This is a genomic window from bacterium, assembly GCA_016703265.1.
Lineage (GTDB): Bacteria > Krumholzibacteriota > Krumholzibacteriia > LZORAL124-64-63 > LZORAL124-64-63 > CAINDZ01.
In genome coordinates this window covers 445,233-462,635 of the sequence record JADJCK010000004.1, presented here as the reverse complement: position 1 = coordinate 462,635, position 17,403 = coordinate 445,233, and the positions used below count along the sequence as shown (strand labels likewise).

Sequence of the window (17,403 nt, the reverse complement as noted above, 5' to 3'; positions counted from 1 at the left end):
CCCGGCGCGGGCGCGGGAGGATCCCACTTGGGCGAGGTGGGGTCGCCCGCGCTTATTGATACGATTGCCATTGCCGCGGGCGTCAGCCCTCCTCGCGCCGCGTGTTCGCCGGCTCCATCGCCCCCAGGTGCTTCAGGTTGCGCGCCACGCGCCGGCTGAGCATCAGCATCATCCCCGCCACGGCGCAGACGCCGGCCAGGTCGAAAATGGTCGCCCCGACGCCCACCACCGTGAACGGCACCGGGCCCAGGATGACGGCCAGCGTGTTGAGCCCCATCAGGATCAGCCGCGATTCGGTGGGCCCCACCACCCCGTACCCGAAGCGGAAATCGCCCAGCACCTGGCTCTCCAGGTACACGTTGATCGACAGCACCAGGTAGCCCGCGACGATGGCCAGCCCCACCGACAGCAGCATGTACGGCGACAGGCCCAGCCCCAGCCCGATGGCGATGGTCGAGAACGCATCAGTCAGGTGGTCGAGGTAGAAGCCGTAGCGCAGCCGCTGGATCCTCCGCACGCGCGCCGTGGTGCCATCGAGACTGTCCCCGAACCAGTTGATGAAGAACCCCAGGTTCGCCACCCACAGCCACCACACCGCCTGGTTGCTCAGCAGGTAGCCGGCCGTCACCAGCGCCGAGCCGAACATCCCGAACAGCGTCAGGTGGTCCGGCAGCACCCACCGCGGCAGGCGGTCGGCGATGCGTACCAGCAGCTGCTTCTCGAGGTCGCTCAACACGAAGGTGGCGCGGCGGGTCGGATCGCTGGTCATGGCGGGCTCCTTGGGGGGATGGGATCGCGGGGATCATGGGGGCGACGAGGGGGTTGTTTCAACCCCTGATCCGGGGGTGGTTTGGCATTTTGTACTAGTGTGGACGGTATACTTGGCCCCTGATGCGCCTTGCCCCCGGTTCGGGGCCTGACGGACCGCGCATCGGCGCCAGCCATGCGTTATATTGCGGCCTTCGAATCGGGGAGTGGCGCCGGTCCGGCACTTGTGCCGGCGCAAGTGACCGCAGTGGCCAGGGCCACGGCCAACGACCAGACCCGCGGAAGGAATCCGGCATGATGCGACGCGCGCGGAATCTCGTCTCGATCATCCTGTGGGCCGGACTGGCCCTGCAGCTGGGCGGATGCGCCTGCGCATGCCGGCAGGACAAGGTCGCCACAGCGGCCGCGACGCCGGCGCCGGTCACGGCACAGCCCGACGCCATCGCCCCCGCCGACGACGATACCATCACGCCCCTGCCCGAACCGCCTTCGCCCGAAGCGGCCACCCTCACCGAGGTCGGCCAGGACGCCCCCGCGTTCACCGTCGCGACACTCGGCGGCGAGCCCTTCAGCCTGGGTGCGCAGAAGGGGAAGGTCGTCCTCGTGAACTGGTTCGCCACCTGGTGCGGGCCGTGCAAGGCCGAGATGCCGCACCTGAAGGACCGCGTCTGGGAGGCCTTCAAGGGCAACCCCGACTTCGTGATGATCTCGATCTCGCGGGAAGAAGACGCCGCCAAGGTGGCGCCGTTCGTGGCCGAGCGCGCGCTGCCCTGGACCATCGGCCTGGACACCGACCGCACCGCGTACGCCCGCTATGCCGAGGCCTACATCCCGCGCAACCATGTGATCGGGCGCGACGGGCGCATCGTCTTCCAGTCGGAAGGGTTCGAGGAGGCGGAGTTCGCCGCCATGATCACAGCGATTGCCGATGCCCTGGCGGCACGCTGAACGCTCAGGTCCGGAAGCTGGACACCGTTTCGCGCAGCTTGACCGCGAGGTGCGTCAGGGCGCGCACAGAAGTCTGGTCGCCGCCCGGCGCAGCCGTGTCGTCGCCCGACAGTTCGCGCATGTTCCCGCTGATGCTGCGAAGGCCATCGACGGCTCCGTGAAGGCTGCGCGACACCTCGACCACCGCAGTCGAAACCTCGGCCACGCTGCGACTCATTTCGGCCGCGCCGTGGCTGGTGCGTTGGATGCTGCCGGATACTTCGCTCACGGCCAGCGACTGCTCGCTCATGGCGCCGGCGATGCTCATCGAGATGCCGGCCATCTGCTCGATGATGCCGGCGATCTCGGCGATCGACTCCGTCACCTGGCGGGTCGTGTTCTGGATGCCGGCGACGCGGCCGCGGATCTCCTCGGTGGCGTGGTTCGTCTGGCGCGCCAGTTCCTTCACTTCGCTGGCCACGACCGCGAATCCACGGCCCGCCTCGCCTGCGCTCGCGGCCTCGATCGTGGCGTTTAGGGCCAACAGATTGGTCTGGTTGGCGACCGCGGCGATGACCTGCACGACCTGACCGATCTCGACCGAAGCGCGGTTCAACTCCTCGACTTTTCCCTGCGTCTCATTGACGATGATCCCGGCCCGACTGGTGATGCTCGCGGCGTTCCCGGTGTTGTTCGTGACGTCAGCCATGGACGCGGACATCTCCTCGATCGCCGCCGCGATGGTGGAAATGGCTCCGTCGATATTGTCGGTACCGCCGGCCACCGTGCGCATGCTGGCCGAAACTTCCTCCACCGCTGAGCCGACGGTGTGCAACTCCTCGACGACACCGCCCGCAGTGCCCGCAACGCGCTGCGCCCGCGCCAGTAAAGCCTCTGCCGAGCAACTGAGGTCCTCGGCGCCCCGCGTGATCTCGCGTACCGTGCCACTGAGGCTTGCCGACATGCCGTTCATGCTCTCTACCAGATCGCGCAACTCGCGGCTCCCGGTCGCCGTCAGGCGTTCGGCAAGGTCACCACCCGCCACGCGCCGCGAATAGCCGGCCGTCTGCACCAGCGGCAGCACGAGTTGCCGGTGCACGAGCAGGAACATGCCGCCGGCAACCAGCAGCGCCACCGCGATGGTGGCCGCCTGGAATCGCGTCAGCGCGGCCCGGCGCGCATCGCTCGAGGCCTGGAACGCGCTTGTCGCCACATCCATCTGCTTCATGAGGTCGATGTTCCGGCCTGTCAGCGTACTGATCGCCGCAGCCCCGATTCCTGCGGCGGGGTCCACGCCTGCGGCAAGCACGCGGTCGAGATGCCCCTTGACGTCACCCCACAGTGCCACACCGTCATCCAGAACAGTCTTCACGTGGTCATCGCGCACCGGCGGCAGCGTCACGTCCTTGCCCGCGCCATCCTGGGTCACGCCACCGTGGTGCAGTGCCGACAACGTGCGGTCGAAGAGGCTGACCGTGCCGGCAAGGCGTCCGCGAGCCTCCTCCCGGGCCGTTCCTGCGGGTGCGTGCTGCAACACGAGCGCTTCCTTGGCCATTTTCTGGCTCAGCATGCGCTGCCGGCCGGCAAGGTTGATCTGCAGGCCGTCTGCCTTCTGGCTGTCCAACGTGTATGTGGTGAAGCCGATGGAGCAGGCGAGAAGGACCACCAGGGCGCCCATAGTGATGCCCAACAACAACTTGACGGACATGAACGAATTCCTCTCGGTCGCGGGAGTCAGCTTGATTGGATATTTTCGTCCGGATTGCCCTCCACTTGAGTCTCGCCGTGCAGGCGACGCTTGACCGCGACCGCCGCACCCGGCGACATTCGCTGCCGGCCCCGGCGTCGCCACCGCAAGGAAGAAACCGGCTTGAAGACCTACCTGCGCATGCTCCGCATGGTCCGCCCCTACACCGGGCAACTGGTGATGGCGGTCATTGCGATGTTCATCTTCTCGGCGGCCAGTGTCTTCAGCACGGCCATGCTCTCGCCGTTCCTGGAGACGCTGTTCCTGAAGGGCGATGAGCCGGCCGCGGCCACGGCCCCCGCGCCGGAGCAGGCGCCGACGCTTACCGTGACCGACGGCACTACTAATGCCATCACGGGCGACAGCGGCCCGCGCGCCGAGACCGACGCCGAGCGGGCCGCACGCTACAACGCGCTGCGCGGCCAGGTGAGCTGGGTCGACGAGATCAAGCTCGAGTTCAAGGCCTGGGCGGCCACCCACCTGCTGCAGGGCACGAAGCAGCAGGCCCTGCTGCGCATCTGCCTGACCTTCTTCTTCTTCACCCTGCTGAAGAACATCGCCTGCTACCTGCAGGAGATTTTAATGGCCTACGTGGGGCACGCGGTGATCCGCGACCTGCGGGGCCAGCTCTACCGCAAGTTCACCGACCTGCCGCTGGCGTTCTATCACCGCCACAAGGCCGGCGAACTGATCAGCCGCGCCACCAACGACGTGCTCGTGGCCCAGCAGTGCGTGGGCGCCAGCTTCATGAAGCTGGTCAAGGAACCCATCTATATCGTCATGTTCCTGACCGTGGCGCTCATCATCAGCTGGCAGATGACGCTGCTGGCGTTCGCGCTGATGCCGGCCTCGCTGGCCGTGGTGCTGGGCATCAGCCGCACGCTGCGGCGCATCTCGCATCGCCAGCAGGAGCAGATGGCCGACCTCACCTCCACGCTGCAGGAGACGGTCTACGGCATCCGCGTGATCAAGGCCTTCGCCATGGAGAAGTTCGAGACGGCCAAGTTCACGCGGCAGGCCCAGGAGCTGTTCAAGCAGGTCTTCCGCTTCGACTACACGATGAAGGCTTCTTCGCCCCTGACCGAGCAGCTGTCGATGGCCGTGGGCCTGTTCCTGCTCTGGTTCGGCGGCAGCCGCGTGTTCACGGGCGGCCTCATGGCCCCCGACATGTTCATCTTCTTCCTGTTCGCGATCTTCTCGATGGTGCGGCCGCTCAAGAACGTGGGCCAGGTGGGCGCCGAGCTGCAGGCGGGGCTGGCTGCGGCCGAGCGCATCTTCGCCGTGCTCGACGAGCCGACCGAGACCGCCACCCTGGCGGGCACGCGCGACCTGGGCCGTTCGCGCGGCGAGGTCGAGCTGCAGGACGTCCACTTCAGCTACCTGCCGGGCGAACCGGTGTTGCGCGGCGTCTCGCTGAAGGTGGGCGCGGGCCAGGTCGTGGCCCTGGCCGGCTCGAGCGGCGCCGGCAAGAGCACGCTGATGGACATGATCCCCGGGTTCTACACGCCGCAGCAGGGCCGCGTGCTGGTCGACGGCATCGACGTGCGCGAACTGGACCCGCAGTCGCTGCGCCGCAACATGGGCATCGTCACGCAGGAAGTGATCCTCTTCCACGACACGGTGCTGCGCAACATCGCCTACGGCCTGGACAGCGTGCCGCTGGAGAAGGTGCGCGAAGCCGCCCGCGCCGCCAACGCCGACGAGTTCATCATGAAGCTGCCCCGCGGCTACGACACGATCATCGGCGACCGCGGCGTCACGCTCTCGGGCGGGCAGCGCCAGCGCCTGTCCATCGCGCGGGCCATCCTCAAGGACCCGGCCATCCTCCTGCTCGACGAGGCCACCAGCGCCCTCGACACCGAATCCGAGAAGCTGGTCCAGGAAGCCATCGACCGCCTGGTGCGCAACCGCACCACCATCGTCATCGCCCATCGCCTGTCGACGATCCGCGGCGCCGACCGCATCTGCCTGCTCGAACAGGGCCAGGTGGTGCAGGTCGGCACGCACGACGAGCTGCTGGCGGCCGGTGGCCGCTACAAGGAGCTGTACGACCTGCAGTTCAAGAACTAGCTGCCGGAGGTTCCCTCCCCATGAACCAGTTCGCCTATGTGCTGCGCCCCTCCCGCCCGAAGATGCTCACCGAAGGCCCCACCGAAGGCGAAGCCCGCCTGGTCGGCGAACACTTCGCCTACCTGCAGGGCCTGCTCGCCGCCGGCTCCCTCAGGCTGGCCGGCCGCGCCACCGACAGCGGCGAGCGCACCTTCGGCATCGTCATCTTCGAGGCCGTCGACTCGGCCGCAGCGGCGGCACTGATGGCGGCCGATCCCGCGGTGAAGGGCGGGGTGATGGGGGCGGAGTTGTTCCCGTTCAACATCGCGTTGATGGCGGGTGGGGCGGGGGTGGAGGGGTAGGGTTGGGGTTGGGGCGGTTGCGCCAGTTGCGCCGGCGCAAGTGTGCGGCTGCGGGAAGCCCGGGGCTGGAATCCTGAGCGAGGTCACCAGTTCCTTCCAGCCAAACGGCGACCCGTATACAGTACGCAGACAAATAACATTATTTCACCCTTGCGGCAAAGCTTATATTCGCTTATATTTCGCCCACAATGAAAGCCCGGCCTTCCTCCCGGAATCCGAGCCCTCCATGGCCCTCCAGACCCTGCCCGAATTCACCCCCGGCCAGCCCGCCGGTGCGGTCGACGCCGCCCTGCGCCAGGCTCTCGCGGTTGCCGATCAGGCCCATCGTTGTGCCGTCCTCTGGTTCGCCGAGGTGCAGCGGCGCGAGCTGTATCGGGTGCTGGGTCACGCCTCGCTGGAACTGTATGCAGTGCACAGGCTCGGTTTTTCCCGCAATCGCTTCTGGCAGTTCAAGCGCCTGGCCGACGACCTGGACCGCCTGCCCTCGTTGCGCGAAGCGGTGGCCGACGGACGCGTCGGCTGGACGAAGGCCCAGCAGGTGGCGCGCGTGGCGACCTCGCAGACGGAGGCGGCATGGGTCGAGCGCGCGGGGCAATGCGGGCGACGCGAGCTGGCGGCGGCGGTGACGGCCGAGGTGGCGCGGGTGCGGGGTGTGGCGCGGGAGGTCGCCCGGGGCGTGACGCACGGCGAAGCGCCTGGGATGTGCGCCGGCTCGACCGCCTGCTTCAACGACGGCGCGGGTCAGCTGGCGCTGGGACTGGGCGCGCCGGTGGCCGGCACTGCCACGTCTGGGACAGTCACGACCGCCGCGCCGTCCACATCCATGCCCGACACCGCGATCCCCGCAACAGTCGCGCTGCGCGCCGATGCCCTGCAGGTCGCGCGCTTCGAGGCCCTCGTCGAGCGGGCGCGCAAACAGGGCCGCGTGCCGGCCCAGGCCGGCCGCATGGAACTGGTGCTGGCGGCGCTGGAGCGGCTGGTCGACGGTACAAGCGATGACGGCGGCGAGGAGGCACACCGTGCGCGCCGCGCCCCCGTGCAGATCGTCGTGCACCAGTGTCCCGACTGCGCCGCCGCGACGGTCACGACGGCGACGGGCGAGCGGCCGCTTGCGCCGGCGCAAGTGGCGGCCCTTGCGTGTGACACGCAGGTGCTGGAGCCGGGGCGGCCGAACCGGGCCACGATCCCCCCGCGTGTGCGGCGCGCGGTGCTGGCACGCGATCGGCATCGCTGCACAACGCCGGGGTGCGGGGCCACTGCGTTTCTCGAGGTGCATCACATGGTGCAGCGCCGTCGTGGCGGCTCGAACCAGGCGGCGAACCTGGTGACGTTGTGCGGGCGATGTCATGCGTTCGCTCATGAAGAGGCGCCACGCGAGGCCGCACTTGCGCCGGCGCAAGTGCGCGCGAAGGCGCCGGACACGGGTGGGCGGGCGGCCGCACTTGCGCCGGCGCAAGTCGAGGCGTGAGCAGGCGCGGCGCTCCACCGGTGGCGGCACCAAGGTCCACTATGCCCTGAACAGCTCGCGATGCCGGTCCCGGTTCACCAAAGCCACCCGGTCGGCACGGCAGTTCGTGCCGGGGGGCGGGGACGGGATTTCCCGGGCGGCTGCCCGGTCGGCGGCGAAAACGGCCCCAATCACCCAAACCGGTGCCAATACGGGCGGTCCGCGACTTGCAGATCAGGATTTTGCACGCCCGGCGAATCCGGATTATGGTGGGGCCGTCAAACGCCGCCCATTACCCGGTTCGTCAGGAGGCTTGCCGTCATGGCCATTCTCAAGGTCGCCCGCATGGGGCACCCGGTCCTGCGTCAGAAGTGCACCACGATCGCCCCGGAAATGATCACGGGGCCCGAGGTGCAACGGCTGATCAAGGACATGTACGAGACGATGGCCGAGTACAGCGGGGTGGGCCTGGCGGCGCCGCAGGTGCACCAGCCGGTGCGGTTGGTGATCGCCGGCGGCGAGACCGATCGCGCGGGTCGGCCGAAGTTCCGGGTGCTGATCAATCCGGAAGTCTCGGTGCGGCCGGGTGCGGAGCGGCTGGGCATGTACGAAGGCTGCCTGTCGGTGCCGGGACTGAGGGGCTGGGTCGAGCGTCCCGACAAGATCAACGTCAGGGCGTACGACGAGAACGGCTCGAAGCTCGACTTCGACCTCGATGGCTACCCGGCCATCGTGATGCAGCACGAGTGCGATCACCTGGACGGCGTGCTGTACGTGGACCGCATCGAGGACAAGGCGAAGTTCGCTTACGAAGAGGAAGCGAACCGGTACCTGGATCCCGAGGAATTCGAGTAGCGGCGGAGGCTGGCCCTCCGACGCAGGAGGAGCCGGCGATGAGCGACGTCCTGAACCGCACCGTCAGCGCGTTCAACAACCGCAATTTCACCCTGGCCGGCAAGCTCGCGGCCGAGGGGCTGGCCAGCGCCCAGGGCCGGGACGAGCTGTTCTGGATGGGCCTGCTGGAGACCTGCGAAGGTTACGACCTGCTGGCGCGCAAGGAGATGCTCGAGTCCGAGCGCAAGCTCATCGCCGCCATGCAGAAGCTGCGCAATTTCGGCTCCCGTTACCGCAATTTCGAGATCACCGTGGCCCTGGCCGGCCTGCGCGCGAGCGTGGAACGCATCCGCGCGGTGCAGAGCGGCAAGCACCGGGTGTTCGACGTGAGCCTGCACCCGACGCTGCGGCTCGCGGCGAAGGCGGACGACTAGTCGTTCGCCGGCGTCACTTCTTCGACGCCACCGCCAGCACATCGACCCAGAACTGCCAGCCTTCTCGATCGACGGTGGGCAACCCCTGCGCCTGCGGCACAGTCGCCTTGTCGTAGCGGAAGCCGCCGTAACGGCCGGCCTGCAGGCTGAGGCCCCAGCCTTCGGTGTCGCCGTCGATGTCGCCGTAGAGCGCCTCGACATGGCCGCGCCGCAGGTGCAGCATGTTCAACAGCGAGATCTCCCAGCCCCAGTTTTCCTCGTCGAAGTCGCCGCTTTCGTCGCGGTCGTAGATGTATTCGGTGCCGGTCCAGCGATAGCCCGGCACGATGGTCTGCTGCGAGTAGGTGACGGCGACCAGCGGCATGATCGTATCGCGTAACCGGTCCGACGCGCTTTCGAACAGGCGGGGCCCGGCCTGCAGTTCGCCGTGCAGGGCCCAGCCCGAGAGGTTCATGGTCGGCATGGGATCCCGCTGGTCGGCATCGACGTGCACGATCCACTCGTCCGTGTCGTTCAGCGTTGCGCGGGCGTAACTCGCTTCGATCAGGAAGCCGAGCTGCGCCTCGCCGGCGTTGGCCGCGCGCGCCAGCGTGTTCAGCGGCGTCACGCGCGCCACCCAGCCGTGGTCGCGGGCCGAGGCCTCTGCCGTGCCGGCCGGCAAGGCGTCCTGGATGATGTTGTCGGCCGCAAGCATGTCCTCGTAGTCCCTCCAGACGATGCCGCCGGCCACATCGACCCAGCCGCCGATGTCGGCGATCTTCAGTTGGCGGAGCAGGTCGGCGGCGCCGACGGCGACGCCCCACGACTGCGACTTCATGTAGGAACTGAACGTCCCGGTGAAATTGCCTGACTCGTCGGTGCCCTGCTGTTCGCCCATGTCCAGGTAGACATGGTCGAGGGGACCGTCAGCGAAGAGCAGGCCCGCGCCCGGCACGCCGAAGGTCAGCTCCTTCTTGTCGATGTAGATGTCGTCGGCGAGGCCCACGGCGAGCTTCGAGTGCATGGTGCCGTAGCGCAGGCCCGGCCGGAACGCGAGCATGGCGGGGTTGGCCCAGACATTGGTGTCGGCGCCCCAGATCGTGGCGATGCCCGTTTCTCCCATGCCCGCGGCGCGGGCCGAGGTGTTGAACTGCAGGGAGATGGCGCCGGCGCCGGGCGCAGCGATGGCGTGCGAGGACAGGAGCATGAGCCCCATGGCCGCGGCGAAAGGACGCAGGCTGGACATCGGTGGTCTCCTTGATTCGCGCATTGGCCGGATGGGCGGCGCCTGGCTTAAATGATATCCCGTTTGCATCTTACCCGGGCGGCGCCCCGCGAAGCAAGGATCTTTGCGCATCGGCAATTGGCGGCCGGCCGCATTTGGCCTAGCTTTGGAGCCGGCCAACGAAGCGAACGACCCCAGCCAGCCGGCGGTGACCCGAGTGCTCCCACTGACCCATCCCCTGCGCGACATCGCCTTGAAGGTCGAGTCCGCTGAGCGCCTGTCAGAAGTGGACGGCCTGCGCCTGGCGGCGAGCGACGACCTGCCCGCCCTGGGTATGCTTGCCCATTTCGTGCGCGAGCGGATGCACGGCGACGCCGTCTATTACAACGTCAACCGCCACCTGAACCCGACCAACGTCTGCTACGTGGGCTGCGAGCTGTGCGCCTACGCCGACGATCCCAACGCGCCGGGCACGTGGTCGTACTCGCCCGAGCAGTGCGTCGAACTGGCACGCAAGGACTATACGCCGGACGTGTCGGAGTTCCACATCGTCGGCGGGCTGCATCCGCGCTGGAAGTTCGAGGTGTACGTCGAGATCCTGCGCGCGCTGAAGTCCGCGTTCCCGACGGTGCACCTGAAGGCGTTCACGATGGTCGAGATCGATTTCCTGGCCAAGCTGGCCAAGAAGTCGGTGCCCGAGACCATTGAGATTTTGCGCGCCGCGGGGCTCGACAGCTGCCCGGGCGGCGGCGCCGAGATCTTCCATCCGGAGATCCGCGAGCAGATCGCCTCGAAGAAGATGAGCAGCGAGCGCTGGCTGGAAGTGGCGGGCATCGTCCACCAGCTGGGCCTGAAATCGAACTGCACGATGCTCTTCGGCCACATCGAGGAGCCGCGCCACTGGGTCGATCACCTGGTGCGCCTGCGCGAACAGCAGGACAAGACCGGCGGCTTCCAGTGCTTCATCCCGCTCGCGTTCCACCCCAAGGACACGAAGTTCGCGCACCTGCCGGGCCCCGACCTGACGACGAAGCTGAAGGTCGTGGCCATCAGCCGCCTGATGCTCGACAACATCCCCCACCTGAAGGCCTACTGGGTGATGCTCGGCCGCGAGATCGCCCAGGTGGCGCTGCGCTTCGGCGCGAACGACCTCGACGGCACCGTCATCGACGAGCGCGTGACGTTCGCGGCCGGCGGCGCCGCCGGCAAGGGCATGACGGTCGAGGACATCCGCACCTTCATCCGCGGGGCGGGGCTGCGGCCGGTGCTGCGCGATACGGTCTACAACGAGATCGAGGTGGCGGGCTAGGGTGGGCGGCCTCTCGGTCGAGCGTTGTCGTCAGCCAATTGGTTGACGTATCAACTGTTCGTCGATTCGAGACCGACAACAGCGAGGACATCGGCGCCAACCCATCCCTCAAGCACCCCTCCCCACCAGCCGATCCCCCGCTCACACCGCGGGCCGGTTGCCCGCCCCGCCGCCACGGCTTATCATTGCGGGGATATGAACGCACGCATCCGCATCCTTCTGGCCCTGCTGGGCTGCCTGGTGTTCGGGGGTAACGCCCTGAGCGCCGATCTGGGCCATTGCGACCCGATCGGCTGCGACGAACCCTGCGAAGCGGTGCCCCTCGAGCCGGAAGATTGCGCGTGCTGCGCCGTCCGCAGTGCGGCCGAGAGCGATCCCATGTTGCCGTCGGTGGCCCCGCCGGCGCCCCTGCCGGCCCTGTTGCCGGAATTGGCGTTATTGCCGGCGCCCGCGGCCCACGCCGCCGTCACCGGTTTCTGCCCCGCCCCCGCGCCGTTGCCGGCGCCGCCCCGCGCTTCCGTCCTGCGCTTATGACCCTCCACGCCTGAACGCACTGCTGCGCCGGCTCGCGGTGAGCCGACGTGTGACCTGTCGTGTCGTTTGACGTGTTGTGGAGGACATCGATGAAGGCCCTTCTCACCCTGGGGCTGGCCGCCGTGCTGGGCGCCGCCGCCCCTGCCGCCGCCACCACCCTCGACCTGGAAACAGCCCTGCGGCTGGCGCGTGAGCGTGCGCCCCAGGTGCTGGCCGCCGGCGCGCGTGTCGACGACGCGGACGGTGCGCTGTCGACCGCCCGCGCCTGGGCGCACAACCCCGAAGTGGAACTCGAGCGGGTGCGGCGCACGTCGCCGGATGGTCGCTCGTACGATCGCGCCTGGCGCCTCGACCAGAAGCTGGACCTGGCCGGGCGCGGGCCGCGCATCGGCGCCGCACGCGCCGACCGCGAGGCCGCCGGCTGGGAGTACCGGGACGCCGGCGCGCAGGCGGCGGCCGAGGCCGCGCGGGCCTGGCTCGAGGCTTCGCATGCCGGAAAACAGCGCGCACTGGCCGCCGAGGGCGCGGCGGTGCAGGAGCGCCTGCATGCGGCGACCACAGCGCGCGAGGCCGCAGGCGAGACCGGTACCCTGGATGTGGCACTGGCTACCGTGGCGCTGGCGCGCGCGCGGGCGGCGCTGGCCGACAGCCGCGCCGGGGAACTGGATGCGTTGGCCCGCCTCGCCTCGCTGCTGCAATGGCATGAAGCGGACCTGCCGGAACTGACCGGCCAACCCGTCTAGCCCGCGCCGCCGGCTCTGGCAGCGGTGCGCGAGGCCGCGCTCGCGCAACCGGCGTTGAAGGCGCTCGACGCAGCGGCGATCGCAGCCGCGAAGCGCCGCGGGGTGGCGGGCGCACTGGCCTGGCCCGAACTGGGCCTGTTCGGAGGCACCGGCCGCGAGGAAGAGGCGGACCTGGTGCAGATGGGCCTGACGGTGACGGTGCCGCTGTTCGCGCGCGGCCAGGGCGAGCGCCGGCAGGCGTCAGCGGCGGCGCGGCTGGCGGAGAGCATGGCCGCGGCGGCGCGCCACGCGCGGCTCGCGCAGGTGACCGCCGCCTGGCACCGGCAGAACGAACTGCAGGCGGCGCTCGACGCCAACGGCGAAGCGGTGACCGCGGCGCTGGACGCGAGCGTGCGCCTGTCCGAGGTCGCCTACCGGCTCGGCGAGATCACGCTGGACGAGGCCCTGCTCGCGCAACGCGAGCAGCTCGAAGCCCGTCGCGACCTGAACGACCTGCGACTGTCCGCGGCGCTGGCCGCCCTGGAAGTCGCGTACCTGGCGGCGCTGCCGCCGCTGCATGAAGGGGACGGGCGATGAGGACACGCATCATCCCGCTGGCGATGGGCGCGCTGCTGCTGGCGATCGTGGGCGCAGGCTGCGGTACCAAAGCGGAGCCGCAGGCCGCCGGCAGTCAGCACACCGAGGCCGAAAGCGCCGACGAACATGCCGGACACGACCACGGCGAAGCCGCCGCACCGGCCGCGCACGCCGAAGCCGAAAGCGCCGACGAGCACGCCGGACACGACCACGGCGAGGCCGAGGCGTCCGACCTGGACCAGCCCGTCGCCGCGCTGTTCGAGGCTTCGTGCGAGCACAATATGAAGACCTTCGCCTGCGACGAGTGCCGCTACGAAGTGGGCGTCACGAAGGCGCCGGCCGACCTGTTCACCGGTGGCCTGCTGCACGCGGCGCAACCCGCGCGCGAGCCCGTGCGCGCGCCGCTGGCGCTAACAGGAGAAGTGCGGTTCGACGAGCGGCGCGTGGCCCATCTGGCGCCGCCGGCCGAAGGCATCGTGCGCCGCGTGTTGGTTGCGGTGGGCGATCGCGTGCGGCGGGGCGACGTGCTGGTCGAGATCGACAGCGGCGAGGCGGCGCAGGCCGCGGCCGACCTGCGCGAGGCGCGCTCGCGCCTGGACAACACCGAGCAGGCGCACCGGCGCACGAACTCGCTGCGCGAGCAGGGCATCGCCTCCGCGAAGGAAATGGAACTGGCCGTGCAGGAGTTGGAGTCGGCACGCATCCGCCTGGAGGCGGCGCAGGCCCAGGCCTCGCGACTGGGACTCGGCACGGGCGAAGCGGCGGCGAGCGGCGTGTTGCGTCTGCGCGCCTCGGTCGACGGCACGGTACTCTTCCTGCATGCGGTCGGCGGCGAGCCGGCCCACAGCGAACAGGTGATGGTCACCGTCGGCGACATCGCCGTGGTCTGGGTCTGGGCCGACCTCTACGAGCGTGACCTGGCCAAGCTGACAATGGCCAAGCAGCAGCCCGAATCGCTGCCGGCCGAAGTCGCCGCGCGCGCCTGGCCCGGCCAGACGTTCCCCGGCACCGTCGACTTCATCAGCCCATCGATCGACGAGGCCTCGCGCACGGTGAAGCTGCGGGTGACGGTGCCCAACCCCGAAGGCCGCCTGCTGGCCGGCATGTTCGCCACCGTGCAGGTGATGCTGCCGGGCGACGAGCACGCGCTGGTGCTGCCGCGCGAAGCCGTGCTCGAGGACGAAGGACGCTCGTTCGTGTTCGTGCACCACCACGACGATTTCTACGTGCGCCGGCCGGTCACGGCCGGGCGCGCCTGGGGCGATCGCGTGGAGATCACCGGCGGGCTGCAGGGCGACGAAACCGTCGTTGCCGAGGGCGCCTTCCTCCTGAAATCGGACGTGCTGCGCTCCAAAATGGGCGCCGGCTGCGCGGACTGAAGGGAACCGACATGCGAAGCCTGACCTGGTTCCTGCGCAACCGCGTGCTGGTGCTGGCGGCCACCGCGGTGGTGCTGGCCGTCGGCGTGGCCGCGTGGGTGCGGTTGCCCATCGACGCCTTCCCCGACGTGACCGGCACGCAGGTGATGATCCTCTCGCAGTCGCCCGGCCTGGCCGCGGTCGACGTCGAGCAGCGCGTGAGCTACCCCATCGAGCTGGCGATGCGCGGCCTGCCGCGCGTGACCGGCGTGCGCTCGCTGTCGAAGGCCGGCCTCTCGCAGGTGGTCATCACCTTCGAGGACGGCGCCGACACCTACTGGACGCGGCAGGTGGTCTTCGAGCGCCTGGCCGCCGCGCGCGAACAGTTGCCGCCCGGCACCGACGCCGAACTGGGCCCCATCAGCACCGGCCTGGGCGAGATTTTCCAGTACACGCTCGAGGGCGAGGGCCTGGACCCGATGGAGTTGCGCACCATCCAGGACTGGCTGGTGGCACCGCTGCTCAAGCCGATTGCCGGCGTGAACGAGGTCAACAGCTTCGGCGGCCAGGTGAAGCAGTATCAGGTGCTGGTGGACCCGGACCGGCTGTTGGCCTACGGGCTCACCTCGACGGACGTGGTCGAGGCCATCGAGCGCGGCAACGCCAACGCTGCCGGCGGCGTCATCGTGCGCGGCTGGGAACAGGTGTACCTGCGCGGGGTGGGCCTGCTGCACGACATCCCCGACCTCGAGCGCATCGTCCTGACCGCCAGGGATGGCGCGCCGGTCTACCTGCGCGACGTGGCCGAGGTCGTGGTCGGCGCCGAGCCGCGCCAGGGCGCCGTCACGCGCGACGGCGAGGGCGAGGTCGTTGCCGGCATGGTCATCATGCTGAAGGGCGAGAACTCGCGCGACGTGGTCGACCGCGTCAAGAAGGCCGTCGCCGAGATGACCCCCACGCTGCCCGAGGGCGCACGCCTGAACGTGTTCTACGACCGCACCTCGCTGATCGAGGCCTGCCTGGACACGGTGATCCACGCGCTGCTCGAGGGCGGCCTGCTGGTCGTGCTGGTGCTGTTCCTGTTCGTGGCCGAGCTGCGCACGGCGCTCATCGTCGTGTTCTCGCTGCCGCTCACCTACCTGATCACGTTCATCGTGATGGGCCAGGTGGGGCTCACCGCCAACCTGATGAGCCTGGGCGGCCTGGCCTTCTCGGTGGGCATGGTCGTCGACGCCTCGATCGTGGTCGTGGAAAACGTGCGCCGCCACCTGGCGCATGCCCGGCCCGATGAACCGCCACGCGAGGTCGTGGCCCGCGCCGTGATCGAGGTGGCGCGCCCGGTGGCGTTCTCGGTGCTCATCATCGCCATCACGCTGGTGCCGCTGTTCACGCTGCAGGGCATCGAAGGGGCGCATGTTCGCGCCGCTGGCCCTGACCATGCTGATCGCGCTGCTCGTCTCGCTGGTCGTGGCGCTGACGGTGGTGCCGGCGCTGTCGGACCTGCTGCTGCGCGTGGCTCCCGAGCGCGAGTTCTCCTTCGTGCGGCGCTTCCACCAGGGCTACCTGCGGCTGCTGCAGGGTGCGCTGCGGCGGCGCGGCCGCACGCTGCTGGCGGCCGGCGTGGTCCTGGCCGGCAGCCTGGCGCTGCTGCCCCTGCTGGGCACCGAGTTCATGCCGCCGCTCGACGAAGGCTCGCTGGCCATCAACGTGGTGCGCCTGCCGAACGCCTCGCTGGAAGGCTCGGTGGAGGTGGCCGAGTTCCTCGAGAAGCGCCTGCTGACGTTCCCCGAGGTGGACACGGTGGTCAGCAAGACCGGCCGCGCCGAGATCAGCGAGGACCCGATGGGGCCCGAGCAGACCGACGTGTTCGTGATGCTGAAGCCGCGCGGCAAGTTCAGCCGCGGACGCGACAAGGCCGAGCTGGTCGACGCCATCTCGCGCGACCTGGCCCGCGTACCGGGGCTGCGCTACTCGTTCTCGCAGCCGATTGCCTTGAGGGTGAACGAGCTGATCTCGGGCGTGAAGAGCGACCTGGCCGTGAAGATCTTCGGGCCCGACCTCGACCTGCTCAAGGACGTGGCCGACCGCGCCGCCGCCGCCATGGGTGCGGTGCCGGGCGCCGCCGACATCAAGGTGGAGCAGGTGACGGGCATGTCGCAGCTCGACGCGGTCATCGACCGTGAAGCCGCCGCGCGCCACGGCATCGACGTGGGCCTGATCAACGACACCATCGAGACGGCCGCCGCCGGCCGCCTGGCCACCACGCTCATCGAGGAGGACCGCCGCGTGGCCGTGGTGGTGCGCTTCCCCGAGGCCGCGCGTCGCGACGTCGCGGAACTCGAACGGCTGCTCGTGCCCGCCCCCGGCGGCGAGCGCGTGCCGCTGGGCCAGCTGGCGACGTTCACCCTGGTCGAGGCCCCCGCGCAGGTCACGCGCGAGAACGGCATGCGCCGCGTGGTGGTCGAGGCCAACGTGCGCGGCCGCGACCTGGGCGGCTTCGTCGACGACGTGCGCGCCGCCGTCTCGCCGCTGGCCGCCGAACTGCCGTCCGGCTATCGCCTCGAGTACGGCGGCCAGTTCGAAAACCAGCAACGGGCGATGCGCCAGTTGAGCATAGTCGTGCCCAGGGCCCTGCTGCTGATCATGATCCTGCTGCACCTGGCGCTGGGCTCGTTCCGGCACGCCTTCCTGGTGCTGCTGAACCTGCCGTTCGCCCTGGTGGGCGGCGTCGTGGCGGTGGTGGCGTTCGGCATGCCGCTGTCGGTGAGCGCCGCGGTGGCCTTCATCGTGCTGCTGGGCGTGGCGGTGCAGAACGGCGTCGTGCTGGTGGCCTTCTTCCGCCAGCTGCGCGAAAGCGGCGCCGGCGTCGAGGAGACCGTCACGCGCGGCTGCGACCTGCGCTTCCGCCCCCTGCTGATGACGGCGCTGACCAGCTTCATCGGCCACGTGCCGATGCTGTTCGCCACCGGCTCGGGCGCGGACATCCAGAAGCCGCTGGCGGTGGTGGTCATGGGCGGGCTGATCACCAGCACGCTGCTGACGCTGGTGGTGCTGCCGGTGCTTTATGGGTGGGTTGAGGAGAGGCGGGGAGCGGCGCGGTAGGGGTGCGCC

At 69.4% G+C, this 17,403-nt stretch carries 14 protein-coding genes and 1 pseudogene; 12 read left to right on the top strand and 3 right to left on the bottom strand.

Going from position 1 to position 17,403, the window contains the following annotated elements:
- Window positions 1–82: 82 nt before the first annotated feature.
- The gene (locus IPG61_09360; GenBank protein ID MBK6734284.1) at window positions 83–769 is read right to left on the bottom strand and encodes a CDP-alcohol phosphatidyltransferase family protein; all 687 of its coding nucleotides are present in this window, start codon (window positions 767–769) and stop codon (window positions 83–85) included.
- 293 nt (window positions 770–1,062) lie between these two features.
- On the opposite strand from IPG61_09360, the gene IPG61_09355 reads away from it, so the two are divergent.
- The gene (locus IPG61_09355) at window positions 1,063–1,716 is read left to right on the top strand and encodes a TlpA family protein disulfide reductase (GenBank protein MBK6734283.1); all 654 of its coding nucleotides are present in this window, start codon (window positions 1,063–1,065) and stop codon (window positions 1,714–1,716) included.
- A 4-nt stretch (window positions 1,717–1,720) separates the two neighbouring features.
- Here the strand turns inward: IPG61_09355 and IPG61_09350 are convergent, their stop codons facing one another.
- Window positions 1,721–3,403, bottom strand: coding sequence for a methyl-accepting chemotaxis protein (locus IPG61_09350; GenBank protein ID MBK6734282.1), 1,683 nt, complete (start codon window positions 3,401–3,403; stop codon window positions 1,721–1,723).
- A 162-nt stretch (window positions 3,404–3,565) separates the two neighbouring features.
- On the opposite strand from IPG61_09350, the gene IPG61_09345 reads away from it, so the two are divergent.
- From IPG61_09345 to IPG61_09325, 5 genes are all read left to right on the top strand, one after another.
- Window positions 3,566–5,512: an ABC transporter ATP-binding protein gene (locus IPG61_09345; protein MBK6734281.1), complete on the top strand. Its 1,947-nt coding sequence runs from the start codon at window positions 3,566–3,568 to the stop codon at window positions 5,510–5,512.
- 20 nt (window positions 5,513–5,532) lie between these two features.
- On the top strand, window positions 5,533–5,853 hold the full coding sequence (locus IPG61_09340) for a hypothetical protein (protein ID MBK6734280.1): 321 nt from the start codon (window positions 5,533–5,535) through the stop codon (window positions 5,851–5,853).
- 226 nt (window positions 5,854–6,079) lie between these two features.
- Window positions 6,080–7,321, top strand: coding sequence for an HNH endonuclease (locus IPG61_09335; protein ID MBK6734279.1), 1,242 nt, complete (start codon window positions 6,080–6,082; stop codon window positions 7,319–7,321).
- A 300-nt stretch (window positions 7,322–7,621) separates the two neighbouring features.
- Window positions 7,622–8,155 (top strand): peptide deformylase, encoded by a 534-nt coding sequence (def, locus tag IPG61_09330; GenBank protein MBK6734278.1) that lies wholly within the window; start codon window positions 7,622–7,624, stop codon window positions 8,153–8,155.
- Window positions 8,156–8,193: 38 nt separating this feature from the next.
- Window positions 8,194–8,568, top strand: coding sequence for a hypothetical protein (locus IPG61_09325; GenBank protein ID MBK6734277.1), 375 nt, complete (start codon window positions 8,194–8,196; stop codon window positions 8,566–8,568).
- A gap of 13 nt (window positions 8,569–8,581) precedes the next feature.
- On the opposite strand, the gene IPG61_09320 is transcribed toward IPG61_09325, so the two are convergent.
- Window positions 8,582–9,793, bottom strand: a complete 1,212-nt coding sequence (locus tag IPG61_09320) for a hypothetical protein (protein MBK6734276.1) — start codon at window positions 9,791–9,793, stop codon at window positions 8,582–8,584.
- A gap of 196 nt (window positions 9,794–9,989) precedes the next feature.
- On the opposite strand from IPG61_09320, the gene mqnE reads away from it, so the two are divergent.
- The 6 genes and pseudogenes from mqnE (at window position 9,990) to IPG61_09290 (ending at window position 17,394) form a co-directional block, all read left to right on the top strand.
- Window positions 9,990–11,081: an aminofutalosine synthase MqnE gene (gene mqnE / locus IPG61_09315; GenBank protein ID MBK6734275.1), complete on the top strand. Its 1,092-nt coding sequence runs from the start codon at window positions 9,990–9,992 to the stop codon at window positions 11,079–11,081.
- Window positions 11,082–11,276: 195 nt separating this feature from the next.
- Window positions 11,277–11,615, top strand: a complete 339-nt coding sequence (locus tag IPG61_09310; protein MBK6734274.1) for a hypothetical protein — start codon at window positions 11,277–11,279, stop codon at window positions 11,613–11,615.
- Window positions 11,616–11,704: 89 nt separating this feature from the next.
- Complete coding sequence (locus IPG61_09305) at window positions 11,705–12,358, top strand: TolC family protein (GenBank protein MBK6734273.1); 654 nt, start codon at window positions 11,705–11,707, stop codon at window positions 12,356–12,358.
- Window positions 12,359–12,382: 24 nt separating this feature from the next.
- A complete protein-coding gene (locus tag IPG61_09300) occupies window positions 12,383–12,934 on the top strand; it encodes a TolC family protein (protein ID MBK6734272.1) in 552 nt (183 codons plus the stop codon).
- The gene (locus tag IPG61_09295; protein MBK6734271.1) at window positions 12,931–14,313 is read left to right on the top strand and encodes an efflux RND transporter periplasmic adaptor subunit; all 1,383 of its coding nucleotides are present in this window, start codon (window positions 12,931–12,933) and stop codon (window positions 14,311–14,313) included. Before IPG61_09300 ends, IPG61_09295 begins: the two co-directional genes overlap by 4 nt.
- Before the next feature lie 11 nt (window positions 14,314–14,324).
- A pseudogene (locus tag IPG61_09290) lies at window positions 14,325–17,394 on the top strand (efflux RND transporter permease subunit).
- The last annotated feature ends 9 nt before the right edge of the window (window positions 17,395–17,403 follow it).

Coding starts and splice junctions, on each gene's coding strand:
- IPG61_09360 (MBK6734284.1), bottom strand. CDS start 769: ATGACCAGCGATCCGACCCGCCGCGCCACCTTCGTGTTGAGCGACCTC.
- IPG61_09355 (MBK6734283.1), top strand. CDS start 1,063: ATGATGCGACGCGCGCGGAATCTCGTCTCGATCATCCTGTGGGCCGGA.
- IPG61_09350 (MBK6734282.1), bottom strand. CDS start 3,403: ATGTCCGTCAAGTTGTTGTTGGGCATCACTATGGGCGCCCTGGTGGTC.
- IPG61_09340 (MBK6734280.1), top strand. CDS start 5,533: ATGAACCAGTTCGCCTATGTGCTGCGCCCCTCCCGCCCGAAGATGCTC.
- IPG61_09335 (MBK6734279.1), top strand. CDS start 6,080: ATGGCCCTCCAGACCCTGCCCGAATTCACCCCCGGCCAGCCCGCCGGT.
- def (MBK6734278.1), top strand. CDS start 7,622: ATGGCCATTCTCAAGGTCGCCCGCATGGGGCACCCGGTCCTGCGTCAG.
- IPG61_09325 (MBK6734277.1), top strand. CDS start 8,194: ATGAGCGACGTCCTGAACCGCACCGTCAGCGCGTTCAACAACCGCAAT.
- IPG61_09320 (MBK6734276.1), bottom strand. CDS start 9,793: ATGTCCAGCCTGCGTCCTTTCGCCGCGGCCATGGGGCTCATGCTCCTG.
- IPG61_09310 (MBK6734274.1), top strand. CDS start 11,277: ATGAACGCACGCATCCGCATCCTTCTGGCCCTGCTGGGCTGCCTGGTG.
- IPG61_09305 (MBK6734273.1), top strand. CDS start 11,705: ATGAAGGCCCTTCTCACCCTGGGGCTGGCCGCCGTGCTGGGCGCCGCC.
- IPG61_09295 (MBK6734271.1), top strand. CDS start 12,931: ATGAGGACACGCATCATCCCGCTGGCGATGGGCGCGCTGCTGCTGGCG.